The 25,822-nt window shown below is 57.2% G+C and carries 22 protein-coding genes; 21 read left to right on the top strand and 1 reads right to left on the bottom strand.

What is annotated here, in order from left to right; all coding sequences use genetic code 11:
• Position 1: 1 nt before the first annotated feature.
• The 10 genes from IP91_RS12805 to IP91_RS12760 all read left to right on the top strand — a co-directional run bounded on the left by IP91_RS12805 (position 2) and on the right by IP91_RS12760 (position 12,705).
• Positions 2-958 (top strand): EpsD family peptidyl-prolyl cis-trans isomerase, encoded by a 957-nt coding sequence (locus IP91_RS12805; RefSeq protein WP_145649814.1) that lies wholly within the window; start codon positions 2-4, stop codon positions 956-958.
• 36 nt (positions 959-994) lie between these two features.
• A complete protein-coding gene (epsE, locus tag IP91_RS12800; RefSeq protein ID WP_145649406.1) occupies positions 995-1,783 on the top strand; it encodes a polysaccharide export protein EpsE in 789 nt (262 codons plus the stop codon).
• A 51-nt stretch (positions 1,784-1,834) separates the two neighbouring features.
• Positions 1,835-3,238 carry a chain length determinant protein EpsF gene (gene epsF / locus IP91_RS12795; protein WP_145649405.1) on the top strand — a complete coding sequence of 468 codons (1,404 nt, stop codon included), beginning with the start codon at positions 1,835-1,837 and terminating at the stop codon, positions 3,236-3,238.
• A gap of 26 nt (positions 3,239-3,264) precedes the next feature.
• Complete coding sequence (gene epsG, locus IP91_RS12790; RefSeq protein ID WP_229474362.1) at positions 3,265-4,140, top strand: chain length determinant protein tyrosine kinase EpsG; 876 nt, start codon at positions 3,265-3,267, stop codon at positions 4,138-4,140.
• Positions 4,140-5,045, top strand: coding sequence for an exosortase B (gene xrtB, locus IP91_RS12785; protein WP_145649403.1), 906 nt, complete (start codon positions 4,140-4,142; stop codon positions 5,043-5,045). The genes epsG and xrtB overlap by 1 nt, the downstream gene beginning before the upstream one ends.
• Positions 5,042-5,719 carry an exosortase-associated protein EpsI, B-type gene (gene epsI / locus IP91_RS12780; RefSeq protein ID WP_145649402.1) on the top strand — a complete coding sequence of 226 codons (678 nt, stop codon included), beginning with the start codon at positions 5,042-5,044 and terminating at the stop codon, positions 5,717-5,719. Before xrtB ends, epsI begins: the two co-directional genes overlap by 4 nt.
• A gap of 21 nt (positions 5,720-5,740) precedes the next feature.
• Positions 5,741-7,354, top strand: a complete 1,614-nt coding sequence (locus IP91_RS12775) for a hypothetical protein (protein WP_145649401.1) — start codon at positions 5,741-5,743, stop codon at positions 7,352-7,354.
• Between the two features lie 252 nt (positions 7,355-7,606).
• A complete protein-coding gene (locus IP91_RS12770; RefSeq protein ID WP_145649400.1) occupies positions 7,607-9,847 on the top strand; it encodes a heparinase II/III domain-containing protein in 2,241 nt (746 codons plus the stop codon).
• A gap of 206 nt (positions 9,848-10,053) precedes the next feature.
• On the top strand, positions 10,054-11,571 hold the full coding sequence (locus IP91_RS12765) for a polysaccharide biosynthesis protein (RefSeq protein WP_145649399.1): 1,518 nt from the start codon (positions 10,054-10,056) through the stop codon (positions 11,569-11,571).
• A gap of 15 nt (positions 11,572-11,586) precedes the next feature.
• Entirely contained in the window at positions 11,587-12,705 is a 1,119-nt protein-coding gene (locus tag IP91_RS12760; RefSeq protein WP_145649398.1) for a glycosyltransferase, read from the top strand.
• A gap of 69 nt (positions 12,706-12,774) precedes the next feature.
• On the opposite strand, the gene IP91_RS12755 is transcribed toward IP91_RS12760, so the two are convergent.
• Positions 12,775-14,076, bottom strand: coding sequence for a phenylacetate--CoA ligase family protein (locus IP91_RS12755; protein WP_145649397.1), 1,302 nt, complete (start codon positions 14,074-14,076; stop codon positions 12,775-12,777).
• Between the two features lie 239 nt (positions 14,077-14,315).
• On the opposite strand from IP91_RS12755, the gene IP91_RS12750 reads away from it, so the two are divergent.
• The 11 genes from IP91_RS12750 to IP91_RS12700 all read left to right on the top strand — a co-directional run bounded on the left by IP91_RS12750 (position 14,316) and on the right by IP91_RS12700 (position 25,800).
• Entirely contained in the window at positions 14,316-15,392 is a 1,077-nt protein-coding gene (locus IP91_RS12750; protein WP_229474360.1) for a glycosyltransferase family 4 protein, read from the top strand.
• A gap of 71 nt (positions 15,393-15,463) precedes the next feature.
• Positions 15,464-16,744, top strand: coding sequence for a nucleotide sugar dehydrogenase (locus tag IP91_RS12745; RefSeq protein ID WP_145649812.1), 1,281 nt, complete (start codon positions 15,464-15,466; stop codon positions 16,742-16,744).
• 8 nt (positions 16,745-16,752) lie between these two features.
• Positions 16,753-17,775 carry a DUF354 domain-containing protein gene (locus tag IP91_RS12740; protein WP_145649396.1) on the top strand — a complete coding sequence of 341 codons (1,023 nt, stop codon included), beginning with the start codon at positions 16,753-16,755 and terminating at the stop codon, positions 17,773-17,775.
• On the top strand, positions 17,768-18,901 hold the full coding sequence (locus IP91_RS12735; protein ID WP_307724420.1) for a Gfo/Idh/MocA family protein: 1,134 nt from the start codon (positions 17,768-17,770) through the stop codon (positions 18,899-18,901). Before IP91_RS12740 ends, IP91_RS12735 begins: the two co-directional genes overlap by 8 nt.
• Before the next feature lie 11 nt (positions 18,902-18,912).
• Complete coding sequence (locus tag IP91_RS12730; RefSeq protein WP_199754589.1) at positions 18,913-19,809, top strand: hypothetical protein; 897 nt, start codon at positions 18,913-18,915, stop codon at positions 19,807-19,809.
• Entirely contained in the window at positions 19,806-20,894 is a 1,089-nt protein-coding gene (gene wecB / locus IP91_RS12725) for a non-hydrolyzing UDP-N-acetylglucosamine 2-epimerase (RefSeq protein ID WP_145649394.1), read from the top strand. Before IP91_RS12730 ends, wecB begins: the two co-directional genes overlap by 4 nt.
• 45 nt (positions 20,895-20,939) lie before the next feature.
• Positions 20,940-21,938: a UDP-glucose 4-epimerase GalE gene (gene galE, locus IP91_RS12720; protein ID WP_145649393.1), complete on the top strand. Its 999-nt coding sequence runs from the start codon at positions 20,940-20,942 to the stop codon at positions 21,936-21,938.
• 17 nt (positions 21,939-21,955) lie between these two features.
• Positions 21,956-23,122, top strand: a complete 1,167-nt coding sequence (locus IP91_RS12715; RefSeq protein WP_145649392.1) for a nucleotidyltransferase family protein — start codon at positions 21,956-21,958, stop codon at positions 23,120-23,122.
• Complete coding sequence (locus tag IP91_RS12710) at positions 23,119-24,537, top strand: mannose-1-phosphate guanylyltransferase/mannose-6-phosphate isomerase (RefSeq protein WP_145649391.1); 1,419 nt, start codon at positions 23,119-23,121, stop codon at positions 24,535-24,537. Before IP91_RS12715 ends, IP91_RS12710 begins: the two co-directional genes overlap by 4 nt.
• A gap of 173 nt (positions 24,538-24,710) precedes the next feature.
• Entirely contained in the window at positions 24,711-25,235 is a 525-nt protein-coding gene (locus tag IP91_RS12705; RefSeq protein WP_145649390.1) for an FxDxF family PEP-CTERM protein, read from the top strand.
• A 16-nt stretch (positions 25,236-25,251) separates the two neighbouring features.
• Complete coding sequence (locus IP91_RS12700; protein ID WP_158643130.1) at positions 25,252-25,800, top strand: FxDxF family PEP-CTERM protein; 549 nt, start codon at positions 25,252-25,254, stop codon at positions 25,798-25,800.
• The last annotated feature ends 22 nt before the right edge of the window (positions 25,801-25,822 follow it).

The raw sequence follows: 25,822 nt of genomic DNA, 5'->3' as shown, positions 1-25,822 counted from the left end.
CATGACTATGTCCCGCTCCCGCCAACTCAAATGGACTGCAGTGGTAGTACTCGCTGCAACCTTGGCAGCTTGCGGCAACAAGACGGAAAAAAAGCCAGGCCAGGCTCTCGCCAGTGTGAATGGCGAAGAAATCACAGTAATGCAGCTTAATGAAGAGCTAGGTCGCGCCAATATCACTGCAGCCCAGCAAGACACGGCACGAAAGCGGCTGCTTGAGGCACTGATTGACCGGCAATTGCTGGAGGGAGAGGCCGCTAAGGAAAAGTTGGATCGGGATCCAAAGGTAATGCAGGCCATAGAGCGAGCTAGGGCAACGATCATTGCTCAGGCTTATTTGCAGAAACGTATCGGCACGCCTGCGCGTCCCGTCCGAGCTGAAGTAGAGCAGTATTTCAACCAGAATCCGCAATTTTTCGGACAACGGAAGATTTTTGAGATGCGCCAGCTGGTGCTTCCGACCGCCGACGTGACAGATGCGGTGAAGGCGGCTATCGACGCATCGAAGTCGCTAGATGAAGTGGCGGTCTACCTCGACCAGCATCAGATTAAATATGGTCGCGCTCAGCTGGCTCGATCCAGTCAAGAGTTGCCGCCGGAATTGGCTTCTAAACTTATGTCTATGAATAAGGGACAGCTGTTCATCATTCGCGAAGGCGATCGCAGCATGCTCATGTCCGTTGTAGAAGTGAAGGATGCGCCCGTGAACTTGGAACAGGCGGCACCGCAAATTGAACAGTTCTTAATGAACAAGAAGAATAAGGACGCCGCCGATGCTGAGATCAAGCGCTTGCGAGCCAGCGCGAAGATCGAATACCTCAACGCGCCGGCCAGTGGCGCACCGGCCCAGCCGGCAACTGGTGTACCTGCTCCGGCGGCCGTCCCATCTACGCCTGCAGTTTCCGCAACCAAGACGACCGACACCGATGCAAACGCACGCGGCGTCGCCGGGCTCAAGTAAGCCATTTTTGTTTAACAGCTAAAGGATATAAATTTCATGAAACCGTTCCTGAAGTGGATGCTGGGTGGCCTGCTGGGGCTGATAATGGGTTGGGCAAGCGCGGCCGATTTTACGCTCGGTCCGGGCGATGTCGTCAAGATCTCCGTGTATGGCAGCCCTGACCTGGGTATTGAAACGCGCATCAGCGAAATGGGCGCGATTACTTTCCCACTCGTGGGACAGGTTGATGTAAATGGTCTCGATGTGGCGTCTGCCGAGAAAAAGCTGGGTGCAGCCCTCGAGCGTGGCGGATTTCTGAAGAAACCGCAGGTGAATATTATCGTGTCCCAAATTCAGAGCCGCCAGGTGTCGGTGCTGGGTCAAGTTAACCGTCCCGGTCGGTTCCCGCTGGAAGGTAAGCGCAGTGTGATGGATCTTTTGGCACTGGCGGGGGGGTTTGGCCAAGACGGCGGTGACACGATCAGTCTGATTCGTAAGCGCGACGGTAATGTGACGAAGACCGTCATTGACGTTGTCGATATGGTGCGTACCGGCCAGCTGTCGAAAGACCTCGATTTAGAACCCAATGACATCATTTACGCAGAGCGTTCGCCTCGCTTCTATATCTATGGTGAAGTTCAGCGTCCAGGCGCATTCAGGCTGGAGCGTCAGATGACTGTGATTCAGGCCTTGGCGGTTGGCGGCGGGCTCACCCCGCGCGGTACCGAACGTGGCATCCGCGTTAAACGCCGCGGCGCAGACGGCAAGGAGCAGATCGTCCAGGTACAACATGACGACCTATTGCAGGTAGACGACGTCGTGTACGTCAAGGAAAGCTGGTTCTGATCGACAACTTGGAGCGCGCCGCGCTCCTGCCTCGCCAAGTGAGCAACTACTATGAATTTCGCGCAGTTTTTAACTATTCTTAACGCACGCAAGAGAATCTTGCTTCTGACTCTGGCGGTGACCGTGTTAGCCACGATCATCGTCAGCTCGCTATTGCCGAAGAGCTATCAGGCAACGAGTACCATCGTTATGAACTTCAAAGGCATCGATCCCTTGACCGGGCTGGTTTTGCCTGGTCAATTGACGCCTGGCTATATGGCTACGCAGATCGATATTATCGGCAGTAAGAATGTTGCACTTCGTGTTGTTGATCACCTGCGCTTGGCAGAAAGCCCTGCGGTCCAAGCGCAGTTCCAGGAAGCGACAAATGGCCAAGGTACCGTTCGCGACTGGCTCGCCGACCTGCTGCTGCGCAAAATTGAAGTGGAACCATCGCGTGAGAGCAGTGTGGTTGGCATCAGTTTTAAAGGCTCCGATCCAGCGTTCGTGGCAGCCGTGGCCAACTCTTTTGCTGAAGAATATCAGCGCCTAAGCATCCAGTTGAAGGTCGAGCCGATGCGCAAGGCCTCAGGCTATTTCAATGATCAAATCAAGGTGCTGCGTGATAATTTCGAACAGGCACAGAGCCGGCTGTCGAAGTATCAACAGGAGCATGGCATTGTCAGCGTAGATAACCGTTTGGACGTGGAATCGACACGGCTCAACGACTTGTCCGCGCAGTTGGTTGCAGCCCAGACACAAGCAATGGAAGGTCGCTCGCGCCAGTCCGTGGCTCAAGGCCGTGGCGATTCTCCTGATGTGAATAACAATCCGCTGATTCAAAACTTGCGCGCTAGCTTGAGCGCTGCCGAGTCGAAATTGGCCGAAGTTGGCCAGCGCCTCAGCTCAAATCACCCGCAATATCTTAGCGCCCGCGCTGAAGTCGAGAAATTGCGCGCATCTCTCAACGAAAACTTGCGTCTCACGCAGAATACCGTTGGCAGCAACGCCTCCGTGCTGAATCAGCGTGAATCTGAAATTCGTGCCGCTTTGGACGCACAGCGCACCCGCGTGCTTGAATTAAATCGCACACGTGACGAAATGAATGTGCTGAGCAAGGATGTCGAAAGCGCGCAGCGCGCGTTCGAAATGGCTTCGCAGCGCCAATCACAAACGCGGATCGAAGGCCAGTCCGAGCAGAGTGATGTGGCTCTGCTGAATCCGGCCGTTGCGCCGCTTGAGGCCTCAAGCCCGAAAGTCTTGTTGAACGTGGCACTGTCGCTGTTCCTGGGCACGCTGCTGGGCGTGGGACTGTGCATGCTGGCAGAGATGTTCGACCGACGCGTTCGTTCCGAGACAGACTTGACCGATATCGCCGATGTGCCGGTGCTGGGGACGATCAATTGGGCAGCACCGAAGCGCAAGCGTTTTAGCTTCGGTAAAAAGACAATGCAGCATCAACTCCGCCTGAACTGATAGTTCGCAAAGATATGGATTCCGCTATGAACCACCCACTCCCCATCAATTCAGCCGCGGCAAAGCCTGTAGGCAGTGATTCTAGCATTGGCGCACTACTGCTTGAATCCGGCAAGATCACTCCAGAAGGTGCGGAGCGTGTGCTGCGCAGCCAGAAGGAGTTAGGCATTCGCTTCGGCGAGGCAGCGCAACGCCTCGGCCTTATTACCGAAGCCGATATTCAGCAGGTGCTGGCACGCCAGTTCGATTACCCCTACCTGACGCCAGGCGAAAGCAAGCTGTCGCCGAAACTAGTTGCTGCTTTCCAGCCGTTCAGCCATCAGGTCGAAATGCTGCGCGCGGTGCGGAGTCAGGTAATGCTGCGCTGGTTCGCCCGTGGTCATAAGTCATTGGCGATCGTCGGCGTGGAGCCGGGCGATGGCGCCAGCTTGTTCGCTGCCAACCTGGCAGTGGTGTTCTCGCAACTCGGGGAAAACACGCTGCTGGTCGATGCGAACCTGCGGACCCCTACCCAGCACGAAAACTTCGACATTAAGGGACGCCAAGGCCTGTCCGATATTTTGGCAGGCCGTGGCGAGACCAGCGTAGCCACCAAGGTACCGTCGCTGCTTTCTTTGACGGTCTTGCCAGCGGGAACATTGCCTCCAAATCCGCTCGAGTTGCTTAGTCGCAGCGCGTTTGGCGCGCTGAAGCTTCAGTTGGAGGCGGCGCACGACATTGTCCTTTACGATGCGCCAGCATTCGCGACGGCGTCCGATGCACTGCCCCTAGCAGCACGCACGGGCGGAGTGTTGATCGTCGTACGCAAAAATCACACCTCGCTGGACAACGTCGCGTCGTTGACGGACCAGGTAACTCAGTCGGGTGCCCAGGTCGTCGGCTCCGTGCTGGTAGACTTCTGATGAAACAGGCGACCGTGTCGTCGGTGCATCGCGATAGAGCGCCTAGTACAGTGCTGCCAGAACTCTGGCCGGTTATCCTAGGCCTATTGGTACTGTACGTGCCAACACTCTATTCGTTGATGACGGGCCTGTGGGCAACCGAGGAGCAGGCGCACGGCCCAATCATCCTCGGATTGTCGGTGTGGTTACTTTACCGGCAGTGGCCCGAGATGTGCCGTGTCAGCGACGGCGATGCCGGTTCGCCCCTCGGCTGGCCAGTGTTCGTCGTAGGCCTGCTGATGTACATCCTCGGCAGGTCGCAGGCAATCGCAGCATTCGAGATCGGCTCGATCTTAGTGGTGCTGATGTCCATCGTTCTGATCAAGTTCGGTCCCAACGCATTGCGCTACCAGTGGTTCCCGTTCTTCTTCATGTTCTTCATGATTCCATTACCGGGTGCGATCGTCAGTCAACTGACCATGCCGATGAAAATGGCCGTGTCGTGGGCCACAGAGCATGTGCTGTTCGCGTTTGGCTACCCGATCGCGCGCGCCGGCGTGATTCTGCAGATCGGTCAGTATCAGCTACTTGTAGCGGACGCCTGTGCCGGGTTGCAAACCTTGCTGACCCTGGAAGCGCTCGGGTTGTTTTATCTGAACGTGGTGCGGCACTCGTCGGCGTTCCGCAATATCACGCTGGCCTTGCTGATCATTCCGATTTCGTTCTCGGCAAACGTAATTCGCGTTATTACGCTATCGCTGGTTACTTATTACCTAGGTGACGCCGCAGGTCAGGGTTTCCTGCACGGCTTTGCCGGCATGGTGCTGTTCGTGACAGCACTGGTACTGATCCTCAGTGTAGATTCGTTCCTTCAGTGGATCGTGCGTCGCCAAACGACCGCAGCGCGCACCGGAGAAAAAACATGAGAAAATCCTTAATGATCAGCGCCTTGCTCGGTGTTCTGATGGTGTCCTCGGCTGCTGTGACTAAAGTTATCACGCCCACCACTAAGATGGCCGATAGGCAGGCTCGCTTCAACCTTGCCCAGATAATTCCCTCGAAGTTTGGCGAATGGCGCGTCGATGACTCTATTGTACCTCTGCAGGTTGATCCGGATACGCAATCTCGCCTTGATAAGATCTATAACCAGACGCTTTCGCGTACCTACATCAACCACGAGGGCGAACGAATTATGTTGTCGATCGCCTACGGGGGTGACCAAAGCGATGGTCTCGGCGTGCACAAGCCTGAAACCTGCTACACAGCGCAGGGGTTCAATGTGAATAACCAGATAGATGGCCAATTAGCGACTGCTTACGGGAATATCGCGGTACGGCGCCTGTTTGCCAGTGCGGGTGCTCGTTATGAACCTATAACTTACTGGATCACGGTGGGTAACAAGGTAACCCGCCCGGGGATGGAGCAGAAATTGCAGCAGCTCAAATATGGGTTAAGCGGCGCGATTCCGGATGGCATGTTGGTTCGAGTCTCTAGCATTGCGACAGACACATCGGCAGCTTATGCCGTGCAACAGAAATTTGTTGACGCGATGCTTTCGTCGCTCGACACGGCTGGCCGGACACGTCTGATCGGCGGATGATAAGAAATACTGGAGTTGCAGATGATATTGGCGAATTATTTCAGCAGGCTGCGGAACAAGCAGGCCTCCCGCGGGCCAGTCCAACGTGCCATCGCGCGTAAGCGGGCGCCAGCGCCGCTCATAGCAGTGTTTCTGGTAATAGCCATATTGATCGGAATGGTTGGAGGTCTCGGTTCGCTGCCGCTGGTGATGGTGATTGGTGGCGGAACAATTGCCACACTACTATTTTTCCTCGTTGATGCGTACGGACTCTTGCTCAGTTTGTTTGTGATGACATTCCTGATTCAGGGGACCCTGTTATATTTCTTAGGAGTCAAGTCGGCGACGTGGGTGGCAGTTGGAATGTCAATGCTGTTTTTTATCAGTATTCTGATGAAGCTAACATTAGGAACCACGCGACGTAGCGACGCAAAGCCTAGTCCCTTCGGGCAGAGTGTTATTTTGTTCACCTGCCTATTTCTGCTTTGTTTTGCAGCTACTGTTGTTTTGAATCGCCCTCCGCCGTTGCAGATTGTCTCTGGCATTAAGAGCTACTTGCCGATGTTTAGTGTGCTGCTGGCTTTCTACTGGTTTCGTTGGGATGACGAAAAAATAGAACGTATCTGGAACCTAATGTTGGCGATCGCTTTATTGCAATTGCCAATTGTTGCTTATCAACACTTTTTTATTGCGACCGAGCGCACTTTCGATTCTATCGTTGGGACCTTTGGGGGCACTCCAGGAGCCGGCGGGAATAGCGCCATTCTGGTACTTTTCGCTATCACGATGATGACCTATGCTATGGCCCGCTGGAATGTGGGACTGATGAGCGCAAAACGGACAGGCATTATTGTATTGATCAGTATAGCTGTCATTCTCCTAGGCGAAGTAAAGGCTGCTTTCTTGTGGGTGCCTGTAGCGCTGTTTTGGGTATTGCGAAAGCGAATCTTGCGCAATGTATTTGCAATGGTCGGCTATTTGATTGCGATTGCTGCGTTCATGGCAGCTACATGGTCCGTCTATGCGGCGTTGTACTGGGGTAAGGACGCTGACAAGGGAAATACTGTTTCAGAGAAATTCGAAGCCAGGGGGGGGTATTTCTTCGATACCAAAAAGATCGATTACCGCACAGGTGAGATCAGCAGGGGGGCCTCGCTTGCTATCTGGGCTCAGGATCCCCAGGCTTCGGTAGTACGTCGCACACTGGGCTATGGCCCTGCGGCAAGCAAGCCGACTGGTGTGTTTGGTCCTGGCACGATCGCACGTCGTTATTCTCCACTGCACATCGACGCAACTGTTGTGGCGGTTATGCTTTGGGAATTCGGCATCGTAGGAGCGGCCGCATATGCAGGCATGATTATTAGTGCGGCATGGGTCAGTCATCGCGCTTCAAAGGCGAAAAATCTGTCGCCGCAGCGGATGGCGATTCTTGAAACGTGTACTCCTATGCTAGTGATCACAATTACAACACTGCTGTATAACCGCGCACTTGTCGAAGAGCCTACTGCCCAACTTTTACTACTTTTTACAGTTGCATCAGTATTACAAATTGCACGATTTGGTAATCTGGAGTGGAAAAGGGGGCGTGTGGCTGCACGTTCTCAAAAGATGGATTCCGACATGCTGTCTGATTTGCAGAGTAAATTAATAACCTAAGTTGTTATAATTAGTTCTAATGTATTGAGAAAATGCATAGTGATTGGCTGTTTGTCATTGATTTACGTCTTAAATACGTCACTGTCTCGATAAAAAGGCTGCTGGTACTGCGCGTTGCCGTACGGAATGATGTACACTGGGTTTCTCGTTGCCCCGCCTGTTCTGTTTCCTGTATCGCCCCTGCTTTTACTCATTCGACGCGGGGGAAGGACGTTCGCAAACCGGCTGAGCTCATCTGTTTGGAGATACTCAATGTCTTTTCGCTGCCTCGGTACTTTTCGTTTTGTAGCACTTGCGTTCGTTTCGGCGATCGCAACACCCAGTCATGCTGACTGGGTGCAGTCCACGGCGCTGGATGCCGTGCAGCCAGCACCTTCGGCGTTCGCGCTCCAGGCACAGAATCCGCCAAGCATCACTTGGTCGCGCCATCCAAAGGCGACCGCGAGTACCGTTTATACCGTGGAGATCCGGAATGGTGCAAACGCGCCGGTTCGGTACACGACTACGCGCAACTGGTTCTTGCCAACTTCTAAGCTGGCGGACGGCACGTATTACTGGCGAGTGTTGGCCAGCAATGCGCCCAATGAATGGTCCACCGAGCGCGGGTTCGTCATAAATCCGAACTCGACTGTGTTTGACGTGCCGGACAGTTCCGTGCTCCGTGCGCGTGCCACTACGCGCAGTCGTCCGCGTATGCTGCCAACCAGTTTCCTTCCGTATAGCCAATGGAATGCGGCACGAATTGCGGAGCGCGGCGCCGGTGTCAAGGACCTGACAAGCGATGTTGTCGGCCATGCGCCGATCCTTGATGCTGTTGCGGATTCGCTGTGGCTTATGACTACTACGAACACCAATAATGCCGCGTTCGTTGCTCAGCAGTCAGAAATTCGCTATCGCCTGAACCGTACGACTCACCAACTGGAAGCGGCGTCGCTACTCTACAAGCTAGTGCCAGAGCAGCGCTATCTCGACGAAGCGATTCGTCGCGGTGATGAGCTAGCGGCCCTGAACCCTAGCGGCCCAACCAGCTTCGTGAACCAGGACCAGGGTACTCGGATTATCGCACTGTCCTTAGCGAAGGCAATCGATTTGCTGGATGGCAAGATCGACAGTGCACGTCGCGCGCGTTGGGTTGAAGTGGTTCGCCTTCGCGGCATCGATCTATATAACGACCTCGCTGGCAATAACGGCAGGCTCGATCAATTTCCCTTCGATTCACATGGAGGCAACAATTTAGGTTTTCTGGCGTTGACTTCCGCGCTGATGCTGAATGAATTTCCAGAAGCACGCGAGTGGTTTGATTTTTCCACACGTGCTTACATTCACGCAGTGTTTGCTTGGAGCGGTCCTGAGGGTGGATACTCGCAAGGTACGGCTTATGGTCAGGTCGCTGCAGATGCCGCGCTGAAGATCTGGGATCCGCTCACCGAGCTGATCGGTGTGAATCTGTACGACAAACCGTGGGCGAAGGGGTTTGCAAAGTTCTTTGCTCAGTTCGTACCACCAGGTCAGCCAGTGCATGTTTTCGGTGATGGGCATGAGGACAAGCCTTATCTGCCGATACTTAAAGCTTTTTCCTCGCGTGTTGCTACGCCGGAATCGCGTTGGTACTATAATAACTTGGGCGGTACGGAAGATGCGCTCACGCTGTTGCTTGCGCCATCGCCTCTACCTGTGACACGCGCAACGAGCGCAAATGCGCCCTATAACGGTGGGGTGTATCCGAGCATTGGCTTTGCAGCAATGCATAGCGATCTTTGGAATCCGGTACGCACCTCGCTGTATTTCAAGTCTAGCCCATATGGCGCATATACCCATTCTCACGCTGATCAAAATGGCATACTTTTGATGCGTAATAATAAAATGCTGCTTTCAGAAACGGGTTGGTACGACTATTACGGTTCACCTCTTTGGAACACGTGGTACCGCGAAACAAAGGCGCACAATGGCATTACGTTTGACGGCGGGATCGGTCAACCGTCGGGTGGCAATACACTGAATCTGGGCCGTAAAGGAAAGATCACAGCTTTCTCCAGTACGACCGCGCTCGATTATGTAGAAGGTGATGCGACGCAGGCTTATGATGGCTTACTCACAGGGGCCACCCGCAAGGTCTGGTATCTGCGTGGCAAAGATCAGGTTGTAGTTCTCGATAGACTGTCCTCGGCCACGGCACGCAAATTCGAGTGGAATTTCCACGCTCCGGTCGCTATCACTCCAAATAGCGACGGTACCTCCACAATCGTGAACGGCACCGAAAGGCTGTGTGTCCGTCCTTTGACCTCGGGAAGCACGCTGGAGAGCCGCACAGGTGCCACGCCAAAGGCCGGCACGGTAGAATCCCATGCGGCGTACACCCGCCCGGCGGCAACTAGCGCCGAATTCTTGACACTGCTGGACGTGGGGTGCAAGAAGCTGTCAGTCGCTCTGACTACCACCAGTACCGGCCGCACGCTCACGGTAGATGGCCAAGTGATTACGCTACCGCGCTGAGTTCGGTCGCATACTGCTTCGACATAAAAGCGATTGTTTCTCACGAAGCAATCGCTTTTGTTATAATTAGCTCAATATGTTACCAAAGAGCTAGTTTCAATGATGTCTTTAAGAGAACCCTGTGCTCAACAAAAAACTGGCAGCGTGGTAATGATTTCTCTGCTGTGGATTGACGTACCTGCATCGCGTTTGCCAGGCGCCACGTCATGAGCGACCACCCGTATTCGGGGGCCAATACCAGGCGCAACATCTTTGCATTTCTAGCTGGAAAAGTTCCAACTGCGATTTTGACCGCGACGCTACTCGGAATGCTGGCACGTCATCTCACGGCCAGCGAATTCGGTCGTTATGTTGTTTGCATGGCAATGCTGGAAGTCGCCCTGGGCTTTACCACGGTCGGTCTGGACTGGGTCATCCTTCGGTACGCGCCGGTATATCGCCTGCATTCGACACGTGGCAAGCTGATCGGGCTGATCGCAAGGGTCGCGGTGGTGCGCGTGCTGGTACTTATGCTGGTCAGCGTCGTGCTGGTGGTTCTGCCGCGCTTCTTCCCGGCCGGTGTCGGTCAGTTGCCGGCTGACCTGGTCTGGTATTTCGTCCTCTTGCTTGTGGTCGAGGGCTCATTGCGGATCGTCCGCGACAATGCGTTGGAAGCCCTGTCTCTTCAGGCCCGACTGCAGATTATCATGATCACAAAGTCGTTGTTGCTGATCGCCGCGCTGTCCTACATGGGCGCGCATGACGCCGGTACGGCGCGGCTAATGCTCATCGCCGAGGCTGCCGCAGCTGGCATCTGCCTGATCCTGTCAATGGCCTTTATGCTTGCAGGTCTGAAGTCGATGGGCGAGGCGGATCCGGTATGGACGGCTCCGACGTTCGGGCAGATGCGGCAGGTGGCGCTGTTTAATTACGGCAGCGGCATTGTCGAGTACCTATTTTCCACATCGTTCCTTATCCTAGTGCTGGGCCGATTCCAGCCGCCGGCGACGATGGCCGGTGTCGGTTTCGTTGTGCGCCTCATCGAGATTATCCGCAATTATCTTCCCGGCATGCTGGTATTCTCCTTGGTTCGCTCGCGCATGATCGGCAGCTACGCACGGGATCGTAATTTTGACGAGCTCAGGATGTGGGCACAGTTCCTGTTCAAAATCAGCCTGCTAACGCTCCTGCCCGTTTGCGGTATAGCAGCGCTCTACGGCCGGGAGGTGCTAGAACTGGCCAGCGCGCATCGCTACGGCGAATACGGCGTGCTGTTCGCCGTATTGACGTTCTGGTTGGGGCTGCGGTTGCACAGACTGATCCTCGCGGTCGTTTTTAATGCCGCTGACATGATGCAGCGGTGGGCGAGGGCCTGCGCGCTGTCGTTGCTAGTGCTGCCACCGCTGCTGCTGATCGGTCCGACGCGACTGGGTGTCTGGTTTATCCCCGCCGCCCTGCTGGGTGGCGAAGTGGTTTTGAATGTGCTGGCATTGCGCACGATGCGTAGGGCCGGCAATGAATGGAATACCGGCTGGAACTGGATCGTCCGATCCCTGCTGGCTCTGGCCGCCGGAATCGGCGCGGCTGCGTTACTGCCGCACGCGGATCTCGCCTGGCTTGTGGCTGGTATGGTCCTGCTAACGATGGTCTACGGTATCGGGGCGCTGGTCCTGACCATCATTGACCGAAATGACCGGCAGCTCATCAATCGTAGTAGCGGGCGTACCCTGTTCAAGGGCGTCTGAGAACTGGAGAATTAGTTGAAAATTTTGGCAATCTACCCGGGCTTAAATCCTGTTTTCGACGAAGTCGTGTATGCGCTGGTGCCACTAGTGGAAAGCGGCAATGCAGTACGCGTGCTGACGACACGCGGCTCGGGACTGAAAAGCAGCGAGCAAGCTGGTGGCTACGAGAACTTCCACGGCGTCGAAATCAATCGCCTGTACCATGCCAAGGGTCAGGATCTGTTCAATGGCGGCCCTGCGGATGCGGAAGCGCTGCGGCTGGTAGATGAATTCCGCCCGGACTTCCTGTTCGTGAACTCGGCCAATTGCCTGCGCTTGGCCAACCTGATCCGGCGGAAGTATGACATTCCCACTCTGCTGCGCCTTGAAGCATCCGATCCACTGACGTTGATGCCACGGCGCAAATATTTGGGCGTGCCGTGGTTTGGGCGTGAGATCGTGGGCCGTGCCCTATGGAGCCGGCTGGTCAGGGATACGGACGCCATCATGGTTAACGATCCGAATGATGTGCCGCTGCTGGCAGGCCTGAGCCGTCGCGGGGCACCTGTGTTCTATGCGGGCCACTGCGCTCAGCAGCCTGCTGGCCTGGAGCTGCCGCTCGCCCGCGACCGGGACGAGATGATTTATATTGGTTCGCTGATCCGTCACAAGAACTGTGAACTTTGGCTTAGGACGGTTCCCGCGATCCTGGAGAACACGCCGGTCAAGCGTTTCACCATCATCGGCCGTGGGCCGTTCGAACACATCGTCAAGGAACTGACCGGGCGGTATGGCGACCGCATCGTGCACCTGCCGGGCGTAACCCGGGTCGAAGCGCTGCAGCGACTTGCGTCGGCCTGGTTCGCCTACACGGCGTCTACGACGGGGTGGGGCTTCCTGTGCGACGCGTGGTCAACTGGTACGCCAGTACTGTGCCCGCAGTCGCAATTCAACATCATTCCGGGCTGGTCGGGCATGATGCCGCAAACGGAAAAAGCCCTGGTCTCGACGGTGAACCGGCTGTATGAGGATTCTTCTTACTACGCCGCCATGCAGGAGGGCGGCAGACTGCGCTACGATTCCGAGCACACGGCGAGCGTCGTGGCGAAGCAATACGCGCAGATCATCCGGGAGACAGTTGCAGTCCGGGCATGATGCCGCTGGCGCGGCATCATCCTCGGCACCAGGGCGCTGCATGCGACATCTCCTGGCAGCCACAAAGATTCAGCGTGGGGGGCGGCGAATGATGAACCGGTGCTTGCTGTTCGCCTGCGTCACGAACGGCTCGTTGAAGACGAAACGCAGTTCATCGAACGTCAGCGAAGCCACGATGCGCTCGCGGTAGAGTGCGCAATGCGTTTCAGTGTGGCGTGCATCCAGATTACTGCCATGTAGATTTATGGTCAGCGTTCGCTCATCGAAGACCACCTGGAAACGTTCAATGCAGTTATCCTCGCGGAACAGGTGTGAGAAGAATTCCGAGTGAACTCCGTTACCGTGTGAATCCACGACCACGTCATTCTGACGTCCGAGCACCTCGGCGATCAGGGGAAGGCCTCGGCCGCATTGACAGGGCTGCTCTGCCATGCGGACCATGTCGCCGGTATCGTGGCGCGGCATGTACATCGCTTCGTTGACAAGATCCGTGGCGATCAGGCGATTGTCCTCGAGGACCTCGGCATAGCAGCGCATTGACAGCAGGTGGAGACCCTGCTTATGTTCGCATTCGAACGCGGAGACCCCGGCCTCGTTACAGCCGTATTGGCTATAACAGGGAACGCCGAACGCCTGCTCGATATCCTTGCGCATGGCGACCGACAGCATTTCGGCGGTACAGACAATGCCCCGTAGTCTATGCTGAATCCGGGTCCCGGTGGAATTGAGATGGCATGCCAGTCGGTGAACCGCCGACGCGTAGCCGTACAGCAGCCGATAGCCGTTCTCCCCGATCGCCGCAGCATACTGCGCCATGCTGGCCGCCGACATGTCGAACGCCGAAAAGACCTTCACATTTAACAAGGCATAATAGATGCGCTGCTTGTTGCCGCTACTTGAAAGGGACGAGCCGCTCAGAAATGCGACCGGTTCCCCCAGTCGGTAGCCGGCGGCTTCCCAGGAGAGCAACAGTCCTGCCCATAAATAAGACTGGGTGTCAGTGGAAGTGTAATAAACCAGCGGCTGACCTGTCGATCCGCCGGTTTTCTTGCGAATGAGCTTTCCTTTGTACTGCGGGTTGCACAGCTCACCGCGATGGGCATTGATGAACTGCTTGTCAGTCACTGGAAGGTCGCTGAATGACTGCGTATTGGCGAACATCGGGACGTTCTTGCGCAGCTCGTCGTGGTAGCGGGTGAGCGCTGCCTCAGTTCTGGTCCTTAGCGTATTGGGTGATTCATACTGCTGCTGACGCAATCGTCCAAGAAGCTGCAGGGTGTTGGTGCCACGCACCAGATCGATCAGCCGGAACCGCAGCAGGGCGAGCAGGGAAGGATCGTACTCAGGGGGCCTTGCTGTCGTAACGGTCATGGGTAAGAATTCGTTGGCTAAGTGACAAGATGAACCCAATCATACTCGATTTGAGATTCTGCACGGTTCGCGGGTAATCTGCTGCACCGCGCAATTTCGTGTATTGTACCACCGGAAATTATTGTATAATCGTTATGATACTTGCTAAGCGCAGGGGTTTGTGAAGCACGGCGCCAAGGGTTTCTTGCGTAGCACCAGAGGCGTCGTCCGTGTGACATGACCGCTAGGACGGAACAGTTGTGAAAGAAAAGATGAAGGCATCTAAACTGCTGATGATGGGTACTAGCCCCACTGGGAAAGGTGGCATAGCGACGGTAGTTTCAGTAATGGATCACGACGGCTTCTTCGAGCGTAACGAGGGGCGGTATGTGGTCACCCATACCCAGGGTCCCGTCTGGCAGAAGATCCGGGTGGCCTTGTCTTCTGCTTGTCAGCTGCTCGCAGCCTGTATGCGTGGGCCTTCCCCCATTGTGCATGTCCACTCCGCGTGCGGGGCCAGCTTTTTTCGGAAATCGTTCCTGCTCGCCTTGGCGCGTGCTTTTGGCAGCAAAACGGTGTTTCACTTGCATGGCGCGGAGTTTCGGCAGTTCGCCACGATCGAAACCGGCCCGGTGGGACGTCGCTGGATCAGGCACACGCTACAGCGCAGTTCAGTCGTGATCGCGCTGTCAGAGAGCTGGGCCGAATTCCTCTGCGAATTCGCCCCCGGCTCACGGGTCGTAGTGGTACCGAACTCTGTGCCACTCCCTCCCGTGACGGCACGGCAGCCGCAGGAGGGCAATATACTCTTCCTCGGCCGAGCCGAGCAGCGCAAAGGCACCTTTGATCTGCTGCGCGCCGTTCAGGCGCTGAAAAAGACGATCCCGGTAGTACGCCTCGTGATCGGCGGAGACGGCGACCTCGACGCTGTAGCGCGCGCGGCGGCGGAGCTGGGCATCAGCGACAACGTCGATATTGCGGGCTGGATGGGCCCCGAGGAAAAGAAGCGTCGTATGGAGGAAGCAAGCGTGTTTTGCCTGCCCTCGTACGACGAGGGCTTGCCGATGGCAATGCTGGAGGCGATGGCGATGGGACTGCCGATCGTCGTCACGCCGGTCGGCGGTATACCGGAAGCTATCACCCATGGCGATAACGGCATGCTGGTGTCACCCGGTCAGCCAGCGCGACTGGCGACAGTACTGGCGCAAGTGCTCGGCGATGAGGAATTGCGATCGCAATTGGGAACGCGAGCACGGAAAACCATCGAGGAGCGGTTTGGTACGACCGTTGTACTGGAGAGGATCAGCAGACTTTACCGCGATCTGGCAACGCAATAAACGCATCCGCTGAGCGAGGCGCGCAGTGACATCAAACTTGTAGTTATTTGAAACTTATTGAAGGTGACCCAATCATGACAATCGCGGTAATCGGCCTTGGATACGTCGGCCTGCCCCTCGTTGTGGAATTCGGCAAACTCGGCCGTACCATCGGTTTTGACATCGCTACCAACAAGGTAGAGGCCTGCCAGCGCGGTACCGATCCCTCACGTGAACTGAGTGACGAGCAAATGGCGGCAGCTACGTATGCCGAATACTCTTACGACCCTTCTGTACTGGCAGAAGCCGATATCATCATTATTGCCGTGCCTACCCCTGTTGACGTAGCGCACACGCCTGATTTCGGTCCGCTGATCGGTGCCAGTCGTACAGTTGGTCCGCATTTGAAGCATGGCGCGATCGTTGTGTACGAATCCACAGTGTATCCAGGTGCAACCGAAGAAGTCTGCATTCCCGTGCTGGAACAGACGTCGGGAAAGCGCTGGAAGCATGACTTCAACGTAGGCTACTCTCCTGAGCGCATCAACCCGGGCGATAGAGAGCATACCCTGACGACCATCCTGAAAGTGGTTTCTGGCGACACGCCTGAAACACTGGAGAAAGTTGCGACGATGTACGAGTCGATCGTTAAGCCGGGCGTGCACCGCTGCTCTAGCATCAAGGCGGCCGAAGCCTGCAAAGTCATCGAGAACACGCAACGCGACCTTAACATTGCGCTGATGAATGAGCTGGCGATCATCTTCGATAAGATCGGTATCGACACAACCGAGGTACTGCGTGCTGCTGGAACCAAATGGAATTTCTTGAATTTCCGCCCTGGGTTGGTGGGTGGTCATTGCATCGGGGTCGATCCATACTACTTGACTTACAAGGCTGAGATGGTGGGCTACCATCCACAGGTGATCTTGGCTGGTCGCCGTATCAACGACGGTATGGGCAAGTACATCGCCGAGCAGACCATCAAACAGATGATCGCTAGCGGCAGCTACATCAAAGGAGCCCGAGTCAACGTTTTGGGCTTGACCTTCAAGGAAGACTGCGCTGATCTGCGCAATTCGAAGGTGGGCGACGTGATCAATGAGCTGAAGAGCTTCGGTATCGAAGTGTTCGTACACGATCCCTATGCTGATCCTGAAGAAGCTATGCATGAGTATGGCGTGCGCCTGCTGGGCTGGAACGAACTGCCGCGCGCAGATGCGATCGTCTCGGCTGTGGCGCACCGTGAACTACGTGAGCTGTCGGCCGAGGATCTCTGCAAGAAGCTCGTCAAGGGTGGCTGCTTTATTGATGTCAAATCGTGCTACGACAAGGCGGAACTAGAAGCGGCCGGCCTGCAGGTCTGGCGTCTGTAGGAGACCGCATGCGCATCTGGTTCGAACTCACCAACTCGCCGCATATCAACATGTTCGCGGCCATGATTCGCGAACTGCAGCGTGAAGGGCACGAAGTCGTCATCACGTGCCGGCCGCTGGCCAATACCATCGACCTGCTGGATCTGCATGGCTTCAAATACGACGTCGTCGGACAGCATTACGGCGGCAAGTTCTCTGCCAAGGTGTTTGGCTTTCCAGTCCGCGTTGCGCAGCTGTGCAAGTACATCGGCAGTCGCAAAATCGATGTGGCGATCTCGCAAAGCTCGTTTCATTCGCCAGTCGTGGCGCGCCTTCTGGGCAAGCGCGTCATCTATATGAATGACAATGAGCATGCGATGGGCAACATCCCGGCGTTTCTGTGCGCGACGACGATTATGGTCCCTGAGTTCCTCGGCATCGAGAAGTTGAGGAAGCAGTTCGCCAATCCGAAGAAGGTCAAGCAGTATCCTGGCGTCAAGGAAGGCATGTACCTGTGGGAACTGGACGAGCGCCTTGCGCAGCGTCCCGCCAATCCCGTCCCCAAGACGCGTCAGAAGATCTATCTCCGGCCGGAGCCATGGACGGCACAATACTACAAGGGTAGCCGCAACTTCCTCGACGAGCTGGTCTTAGGTCTGAAGGATTACGTCGACGTGATCCTTCTGCCGCGTGGCAAGGACCAAGGTGTGCACTATCAGGACCCGAAGTTCGCTGGCGTGCGAGTAGTGACGACGGCGCTGGACATTGCCGACATCGCGCCCGACTGTGACCTGTTCATCGGTGCCGGCGGCACGATGACGCGGGAAATGGCGGTGCTGGGGATTCCGACCATCTCGGTATACCAGGATGAATTGCTGGACGTTGACCAGCACCTACTCGAAACGGGTGCGTTCCGCCATGAGCCTAAGCTGACCGCGCGCCAGGCTCTGGACTACCTCGCGGTCGCTACAGCCCGGCCACCTGACCGCCGCTTGCTCGAGAAAGGCAAGGCGGCCTACGACATGGTCAAGCAACAAATTTTGAATGGCTAATAGCTTAAAAGGATACAACACTATGATTCGGCTGGCAGTAGTAGGTTTGGGGAAGATGGGCTTGTCCCATCACGCCATGATTAATGCGCACCCCCGCGTCAAGGTGGCGGCCGTGTGCGACGCGGCAGGTTATGTTCTGGACGTGTTGAACAAATACACAGGTGTTAGGACATATACCGATTTCGACGCAATGTTGCGCGAAGTGGAATTGGACGCCATCATCATCGCTACGCCGTCGAGCATGCACGGCAAGATGGTCAAGGCGGCGTTGGAAAAGAAGCTGCACGTCTTCTGCGAGAAGCCGTTCGTGCTGGACACGGCGGAAGGTGATGAAGTCACTCGCCTGGCAAAACAGCACAATCTGGTCAATCAGGTTGGCTATCATTGCCGTTTTGTCGGTGCATTCCAAGAAGTCAAGCGCCTGCTGGACGCGGAAGTGATCGGCGAGATGACGCACTTAACGGCCGAGACGTACGGCCCTGTCGTGCTGAAGCCAAAGGGCTCCACGTGGCGCACTCAACGCTCGGCCGGCGGCGGTTGCCTGTATGACTACGCGGCACACCCGCTGAATCTGCTCACGTGGTACTTCGGCATGCCGCGAGGCGTAGGAGGTTCCGTGCTGAACAGCGTGTTCTCGGCTGAAACGGACGATGAAGTGTTCTCGACTCTGTACTTCGACAATGGCCGCAGCGGCCAGCTGTCGGTGAACTGGAGCGACGAGTCATACCGCAAGATGAGCACAAAGATTACGATCTGGGGCAAGAACGGCCGTATCTACGCGGACCGCCAGGAGATCCAGGTCTACCTGCGTGATGCGACGAATGCGCCGGAAGGCTACCAGCAGGGCTGGAACGTGCGCTATACCACCGACCTGACGGAACCTGTCGATTTCTACCTGCGCGGTGAAGAGTATTCGTCGCAGCTGGACTATTTTGTCCGCTGCATCGAGGAAGGGCGCGCAGACGACAACGTCAACTCGTTCGAGGAAGCATTGGCCACTGACAAAGTGATTTCAATGCTGATTGCCGATGCGGCGAAAGGCCCGTCCGTGTTGTCCGGTGATGCACTTCCCGAACAGCCGCAGCAGCGTCGCAAAAAAGGCTTCTTCTTCGGCGGCCGCGCTTAACAGAATCAGGAATGGAGCAGGAAATGGACCGTTTGTTATTTGGTGACAACCAGTTTTTCGGGGTAAATCACATGTCCGAGGACAAGGCGCGCGCCCAGGCGATGCGCTTCCAGGACATTAATGCCATCATTGAGGTGCTCGATAATGCCTACGATGAGGGCATCCAGAGCTTCATGTGCACGACGCACGACCGGATCGCTGAGGTATGTGACCACATGCGCTCTAATCCGGAGCGCTACAAGGACTTCAAGTTCATGCCGTGCATGCCGTACGCGCACAAATATGCAAATGCAGTGACCGATGACGGCATCCTGGGCGCATTGAAGCGCTTCATGCCTGATGAAGGCTTCTTGAATGCAGCCGTTCGCGGTGGCATGTCGCTGGCCCGCAAGGACATTGAAGGCATCACCACCCTGTTGATCGATGCCGAGATGAAGATGTTCCAGGGGCTGAATACGCCAGTGATCTTCCTGCAGAACGTGGTCGTCGACTTGTTGCTGGGCCTGGGGTTCAATGAGGCGTTCCGTATTTTCGCGGACCACGTCAAGAAGCGTTATAACGCCGAGCCGGCATTCATCACGATGAACCTGCCGCGTCTGCTTGATGTACTTGAGGAGCAGGGCATCGAGAACCCGATCGTATGCTCGAACATCAACAAGATCGGCTTCCGCATGAGTGGCGGCTTCGAAGCGTACGAGAAAGCACTGCGCGAGCGCAAGTTCCGCGCCATTGCAATGTCCGTCTACGCTTCCGGGGCCATTCCGCCAGCAGAAGCCATTGAATGGGTTTGCAACCAGCCGAACATCGAAGCGATTGTATTCGGTGCATCGAGCCGCGGGAACATTCGCAATACGCGCGACCTGGTGCAACGGCACTGGCCAGTGATGCTGCAGGAGACTGCGGCGTGAAGACGATCTTCCTGGTGGCAGGGGCGCGGCCCAACTTCATGAAGATCGCGCCAATCGTGCGTGCGCTGGAAGGTCATCCGCGGTTGACGTACAAAATCATTCACACTGGCCAGCACTATGACCGCGAAATGAACGATGTGTTCTTCGAAGAGCTGGGTATTCCCGCACCCGACATTTTCATGGGCGCAGGCGGCGGCAGTCACTCCGAGCAGACAGCAAAGATCATGCTGGGTTTCGAGAAACTGTGTCAGGAACAGCGCCCGGATGCCGTGTTGGTCGTTGGCGACGTGAACTCTACGCTGGCCTGCTCGATCGTTGCCAAAAAGCTGGTGATTCCCGTAGCACACGTCGAAGCTGGTTTACGAAGTGGTGATATGGCAATGCCGGAAGAAATCAATCGGCTCGTCACTGATGCGATCAGCGATTGGTTCTTTGCTACCGAACCCAGCGCTGTGGAGCACCTGCGCCGCGAAGGTAAAGCCGAGTCAAGCGTGCACTACGTCGGACATGTGATGGTAGATAATGTCTTGTACCAAGCCAGTAAGCTGGCACACGGCGGCTTCGAAAGTCAGCCTTTCAAGGCCTCTAACAAGCGTTATGGCGTGGTTACGCTGCACCGGCCCAGCAATGTCGATGATCAGGCCGTGATGACTCGTATTGCTACCGCGCTGCAGGAAATTGCGCAGGAGCTGCCACTGATCTTTCCGGTGCATCCGCGTACGCGAAGCAACCTCGAGCGTTTCGGTATCGATCTCGGCCCGAACGTCACACTCGTCGGTCCGCAGGCTTACATGGCCTTTCTCGATCTTTGGAAAGACGCTGCGGTGGTGCTCACCGACAGTGGTGGCCTTCAGGAAGAGACAACGGCGCTTGGCGTACCGTGTATTACGATCCGGGAAAACACCGAGCGCCCGGTGACCGTGACGGAGGGCACTAACGTATTGGCCGGTACTGATCCGGTGCGTATTGTTGAGGAAGCGCGCAGGCTGCTGCGTGGCGAAGGAAAGCAGGGCCGACGGCCCGATTTGTGGGACGGCCAGGCAGCGCATCGCATCGTAGCGGTTCTAGACCAGACCCTGAACTGACCATGGGGCAGCCAACGGGCTGCCCTTTTTAATAAAGGAAAAAGTGTGAACATACTGGTTACTGGTGGCATGGGTTATATCGGTTCTCATACGGTTGTCGAACTGCTCAATGCCGGCCATGAAGTCCTGGTGTTCGACAACCTGTCGAATGCCGACCGCGCCGTGCAGGAACGGGTTGAACGCATCACCGGCAAGACTTTTGGTTTCGTCGAAGGCGATATCCGCGACCGCGCGGCGCTGGAAGGCGCGTTCGCGAAACGCCAGTTCGATGCCGTCATCCACTTCGCCGGCCTGAAGGCCGTTGGCGAATCAGTCGCCCAGCCGCTGCGCTACTACGACAACAATATCTCCGGCAGCGTCGCACTGTGCGAGACGATGGCCAAGCACGGCTGCAAGTCGATCGTGTTCAGCTCGTCGGCCACCGTGTACGGCGATCCGGCGTCGGTGCCGATCACGGAAGACTTCCCGCTGTCGGCCACCAATCCCTACGGTCAGAGCAAGCTGATGATCGAAGAGATCCTGCGTGACCTGTACAAGTCGGACAACAGCTGGCGCATCGCGCTGCTGCGTTACTTCAATCCGGTGGGCGCCCATGAGAGCGGCCTGATCGGCGAAGCGCCGAACGGCATCCCGAACAACCTGATGCCGTTCGTGGCGCAGGTTGCAGAGGGCAAGCGCGAGTCGCTGTCCGTGTTCGGCAATGACTATCCGACGCCGGACGGCACTGGTGTGCGTGACTACATCCACGTCGTCGATCTGTCGATCGGCCACGTGAAAACGCTGGACAAGCTGGCGACAGCACCGGGCGTGTATACCTACAATCTTGGCACCGGCCGCGGCAACAGCGTACTGGAGATGGTGCGCGCCTTCGAGGCAGCCAGCGGCCGCAAGGTTCCTTACAAGATCGTCGATCGACGGCCTGGAGACATTGCCGCCTGCTATGCAGACACGGCGAAAGCCGAGCGCGAGCTCGGTTGGACAGCAAAATTCGATATTGCCCGCATGTGCAACGACACGTGGCGCTGGCAGTCTTCACAGAAATAATTTTTAGAGGTGTTCCAATGAAAGCAATGATTCTGGCGGCCGGCAAGGGCACGCGCGTCCGGCCATTGACGTATGAATTGCCCAAGCCGATGATCCCGATCCTCGGCAAGCCGGTCATGGCGTACCTGGTGGAACACCTGGCCCGCTACGGCGTGACGGAGATCATGGTCAACGTCAGCTACCTGCACGAAAAGATCGAGGAGTATTTCGGCGAAGGCCACCAGTTCGGCGTGCAGATCGGCTACTCGTTCGAGGGTTACACCAACGACGAAGGTGAAGTGGTACCCGAGGCGCTCGGTTCGGCCGGCGGCATGAAGAAGATCCAGGAATTCGGCGGTTTCTTCGACGAGACCACGATCGTGCTGTGCGGCGATGCGATCATCGACCTGGATCTGAAATCGGCCCTGTTCGAACACCGCCGCAAGGGCGCTCTGGCCACCGTCATCACGCGTGAAGTCCCACGCGACAAGGTGTCCAGCTACGGCGTCGTGGTCAGCGATGAAGAAGGCCGCATCACCGAATTCCAGGAAAAACCGAGCCCGGAAGAAGCCAAGTCGCTGTGCGCCAGCACCGGCATCTATATCTTCGAGCCGGAAGTCATCGACCTGATTCCGTCCGATCGTCCGTTCGACATCGGCTCCGAGCTGTTCCCGCTGCTGGCCGAAAAAGGCATGCCGTTCTACAGCCAGACGCGCAAGTTTAACTGGATCGACATCGGCAGCGTCAAGGATTACTGGGAAGTGCTGCAGGGAGTGTTGCTGGGCGAGGTGGCCAATATGGCCGTGCCGGGCATTCAGGTCGACGAAGGCTTGTGGCTGGGCTTGAACACCTATATCGACTGGAGCGGTGGTACCAAGATCGAGGGCCCGGTCTATATGGGTTCCGGCGTTAAGATCGATGCTGGTGCGCATATCGTTGGGCCCACCTGGATCGGCCACGGCAGTCACGTCTGCGCCGGTGCGAAAGTAGTACGCAGCGTGCTGTTTGAATACACCCGGGTGTTACCGGATGTTACGCTCGACGAGTTGATCGTCTTCAAAGATTATAGTGTCGACCGCGCCGGTGAAATGAAGCATATTTCGGAGTACGAATCCGGCGAGTGGTCCAATGCACGCGATCGCCGCGCCGGCGGCCGCCGTGAGCCGGAAACAGACACTAATCAATTGGAACAGATAAAAGCATGAAGATATACCCCGTTATCCTGTCCGGCGGCGCCGGCACCCGACTGTGGCCCTTGTCACGTGCGGCGCTGCCGAAGCAGTTGCTGCCGGTGGTCTCGGATCAAACGATGCTGCAGGAAACCGCGCAGCGCCTGAATGGCCGCGCCGACATCATGGCGCCGCTGATCGTGTGCGGTAACGAGCACCGGTTCCTCGTGGCCGAACAGCTGCGCGAAATCAAGGTCAAGCCGCTCGGCATCCTGCTGGAGCCGGAAGGCCGCAATACGGCACCTGCCGTGGCGGCCGCCGCCGAGTTCCTCAAAGGACTGGATGCAGACGCCGTGATGCTGGTGCTGCCGGCGGACCATGTGATCAGCGACGTCGATGCGTTCTACCAGGCGATCCTGCGCGCCTCGACGCTTGTCGAACATGGCTCCCTGGCCACGTTCGGCATCGTGCCGACGGCGCCGGAAACGGGCTATGGCTATATCCGCAGCGGCGAGCCGCTGCCGGTGGGCGAGAACTGCTTCAAGGTCGACCGCTTCGTCGAAAAGCCGGACCGTGCCACGGCAGAAGGCTTCGTCGCCGCCGGCAATTACTACTGGAACAGCGGCATGTTCCTGTTCCGCGCCGATGCTTACCTGAAAGAGCTGGCCGAGTTCCAGCCGGCGATCGCCAGCGCCAGCGCGGCGGCCGTCGCCAAGGGCTACCGCGATCTGGACTTCCTGCGCCTGGAAGAAGCGGCGTTCGGTGCCAGCCCCTCCGATTCGATCGACTACGCCGTGATGGAGCACACCCGCCACGCGGTCGTGGTGCCGGCCTCGATCGGCTGGAACGATGTCGGTTCCTGGTCCGCCCTGTGGGAAGTGCAGGAGCAGAACGAGAACGGCAACGTGTGCCGCGGCGACGTCTACCTAGACGGCGTGAAGAATTCGCTGGTGCGCGCCGAAAGCCGCTGCGTGGCCGTGGTCGGCGTCGAGAACGTGGTGGTCGTGGAAACGAATGACGCCGTGCTGGTGGTCCACAAGGACCAGGTGCAGCGCGTCAAGCAGGTGGTCGAACACCTGAAGCTGCAGGATCGTACCGAACACATCCACCACACGCGCGTGTACCGCCCGTGGGGGTGCTACGAAGGCATCGACATCGGCGATCGCTTCCAGGTCAAGCGCATCACGGTGAACCCGGGCGGCAAACTGTCGCTGCAGATGCACCACCACCGCGCCGAGCACTGGATCGTCGTATCGGGCACTGCCAAGGTCACCTGCGGCGACAAGGTCAGCCTGCTGACGGAAAACGAGTCCACCTACATTCCGATCGGCATGAACCACCGCCTGGAAAACCCGGGCAAACTGCCGCTGCACCTGATCGAGGTGCAGTCCGGTAGCTACCTGGGAGAGGACGACATCGTCCGCTTCGAGGACGTCTATCAGCGTACCTGACCGGTCGCGCATTCCTGCTTGACTGGAGGTATGGCTGCCGTACAACACTTCCGGTGCTGTGCGGCAATTTTTTATTGTCATTTTGCAATTTTTATTGTGAAATGATATAGTCCTCGAACTTGTCGAGGCTGCCCATACCGTGTCGCCCGACCCAGTCCACAGCAGGAGTATCCATGAAACTTGCCTCACTCATCACCGCGGCGCTGCTGTTGGCTGCGCCGGCAGTCTATGCAGCGCATGACATCAGCGCCCCAGCCAAGACGGTCGCCGCTGTCCAGACGGAAGACCTGTCTTTCAGCCTGGGCACCACGTTCCGCACTGCCAGCGTCGGCGACTTCTTCTCGAACCGCTACAACTTTACGCTGGCCAGCGATACCTACCTGGACGCGAACATCACGTCGAACAGCGTGGACCTGACGGGCTTCGGCCTGTACAACGCACTGAACGGGGGCCTGCTGCTGGGCGGCACCCAGTCCGTCAGCCGCGGCGTAGAGAAATACACGCTTACGCTGGACTCGCTGGGCGCCGGCAGCTACTACTTCCTGGCATCCGGCACGATCCTGAAGTCCGGCGCCTCGTTTGCCGGCAATGGCGTGTTCGAAGTCGCGGCACTGCCGGTGCCGGAGCCGACCACCTACGCCATGCTGCTGGGTGGCATGGCCATCCTCGGCGCGGCCGCGCGCCGCCAGCGTCAATAATCGAACGGACCCGACCATGAAAAAAATTCTCCAACTGTGCCTGGTGGCGGCACTGGCCATCGGTGGCAACGCCCTGGCGGCACCGATCGTCAACCAGAGCAGCACCTTCGATGTGTCGCAGACGCTGGACGACGCAGGCTCGTTCGATTTCTACCGCACCTTCAGCACCAGCGCGGCAGCACTCGGCGCGGGCAAGAACGTCTTTTCGGACCACTATGCGTTCGTCCTCGACAGCGCCGCGACGGCTGCGGGCCAGATGACTTCGGTAAAGTACCGCAACGGCACCGGCCTGGTGATCACCGGCTTCAACCTGCGTGAAGCCGATGGCGACCTCGTACTGGCAGGCACGCTGGACAACCCGGCGGACCAGTCCTGGGTGTTCGATGGCACGAGCGCGCTGTCGGGCGGCAGCTACTTCCTGGAAGTGAACGGCTACGCCACCGCGGCCAGCGCCAGCTACAGTGGCACGCTGACCGTGTCGGCCGTGCCGGAGCCGGGCTCGCTGGCGCTGATGCTGGGTGGCCTGAGCGTCCTGGGCTTGGCCCTGCGCCGCCGCCGCGCATGACTTGAGCGGACGCACGCTATAA

Source organism: Pseudoduganella lurida, assembly GCF_007830455.1.
Taxonomy (GTDB): domain Bacteria; phylum Pseudomonadota; class Gammaproteobacteria; order Burkholderiales; family Burkholderiaceae_D; genus Rugamonas; species Rugamonas lurida.
Note: the sequence above shows the minus strand (reverse complement) of the source record. Positions and strands in the feature narration are given on the sequence as shown.

Coding starts and splice junctions, on each gene's coding strand:
- IP91_RS12700 (WP_158643130.1), top strand. CDS start 25,252: ATGAAAAAAATTCTCCAACTGTGCCTGGTGGCGGCACTGGCCATCGGT.
- IP91_RS12730 (WP_199754589.1), top strand. CDS start 18,913: ATGGAGCAGGAAATGGACCGTTTGTTATTTGGTGACAACCAGTTTTTC.
- IP91_RS12755 (WP_145649397.1), bottom strand. CDS start 14,076: ATGACCGTTACGACAGCAAGGCCCCCTGAGTACGATCCTTCCCTGCTC.
- epsG (WP_229474362.1), top strand. CDS start 3,265: ATGAACCACCCACTCCCCATCAATTCAGCCGCGGCAAAGCCTGTAGGC.
- IP91_RS12715 (WP_145649392.1), top strand. CDS start 21,956: ATGAAAGCAATGATTCTGGCGGCCGGCAAGGGCACGCGCGTCCGGCCA.
- IP91_RS12765 (WP_145649399.1), top strand. CDS start 10,054: ATGAGCGACCACCCGTATTCGGGGGCCAATACCAGGCGCAACATCTTT.
- xrtB (WP_145649403.1), top strand. CDS start 4,140: ATGAAACAGGCGACCGTGTCGTCGGTGCATCGCGATAGAGCGCCTAGT.
- epsE (WP_145649406.1), top strand. CDS start 995: ATGAAACCGTTCCTGAAGTGGATGCTGGGTGGCCTGCTGGGGCTGATA.
- IP91_RS12705 (WP_145649390.1), top strand. CDS start 24,711: ATGAAACTTGCCTCACTCATCACCGCGGCGCTGCTGTTGGCTGCGCCG.
- epsF (WP_145649405.1), top strand. CDS start 1,835: ATGAATTTCGCGCAGTTTTTAACTATTCTTAACGCACGCAAGAGAATC.
- IP91_RS12770 (WP_145649400.1), top strand. CDS start 7,607: ATGTCTTTTCGCTGCCTCGGTACTTTTCGTTTTGTAGCACTTGCGTTC.
- epsI (WP_145649402.1), top strand. CDS start 5,042: ATGAGAAAATCCTTAATGATCAGCGCCTTGCTCGGTGTTCTGATGGTG.
- IP91_RS12775 (WP_145649401.1), top strand. CDS start 5,741: ATGATATTGGCGAATTATTTCAGCAGGCTGCGGAACAAGCAGGCCTCC.
- IP91_RS12710 (WP_145649391.1), top strand. CDS start 23,119: ATGAAGATATACCCCGTTATCCTGTCCGGCGGCGCCGGCACCCGACTG.
- IP91_RS12805 (WP_145649814.1), top strand. CDS start 2: ATGACTATGTCCCGCTCCCGCCAACTCAAATGGACTGCAGTGGTAGTA.
- IP91_RS12735 (WP_307724420.1), top strand. CDS start 17,768: ATGGCTAATAGCTTAAAAGGATACAACACTATGATTCGGCTGGCAGTA.
- IP91_RS12740 (WP_145649396.1), top strand. CDS start 16,753: ATGCGCATCTGGTTCGAACTCACCAACTCGCCGCATATCAACATGTTC.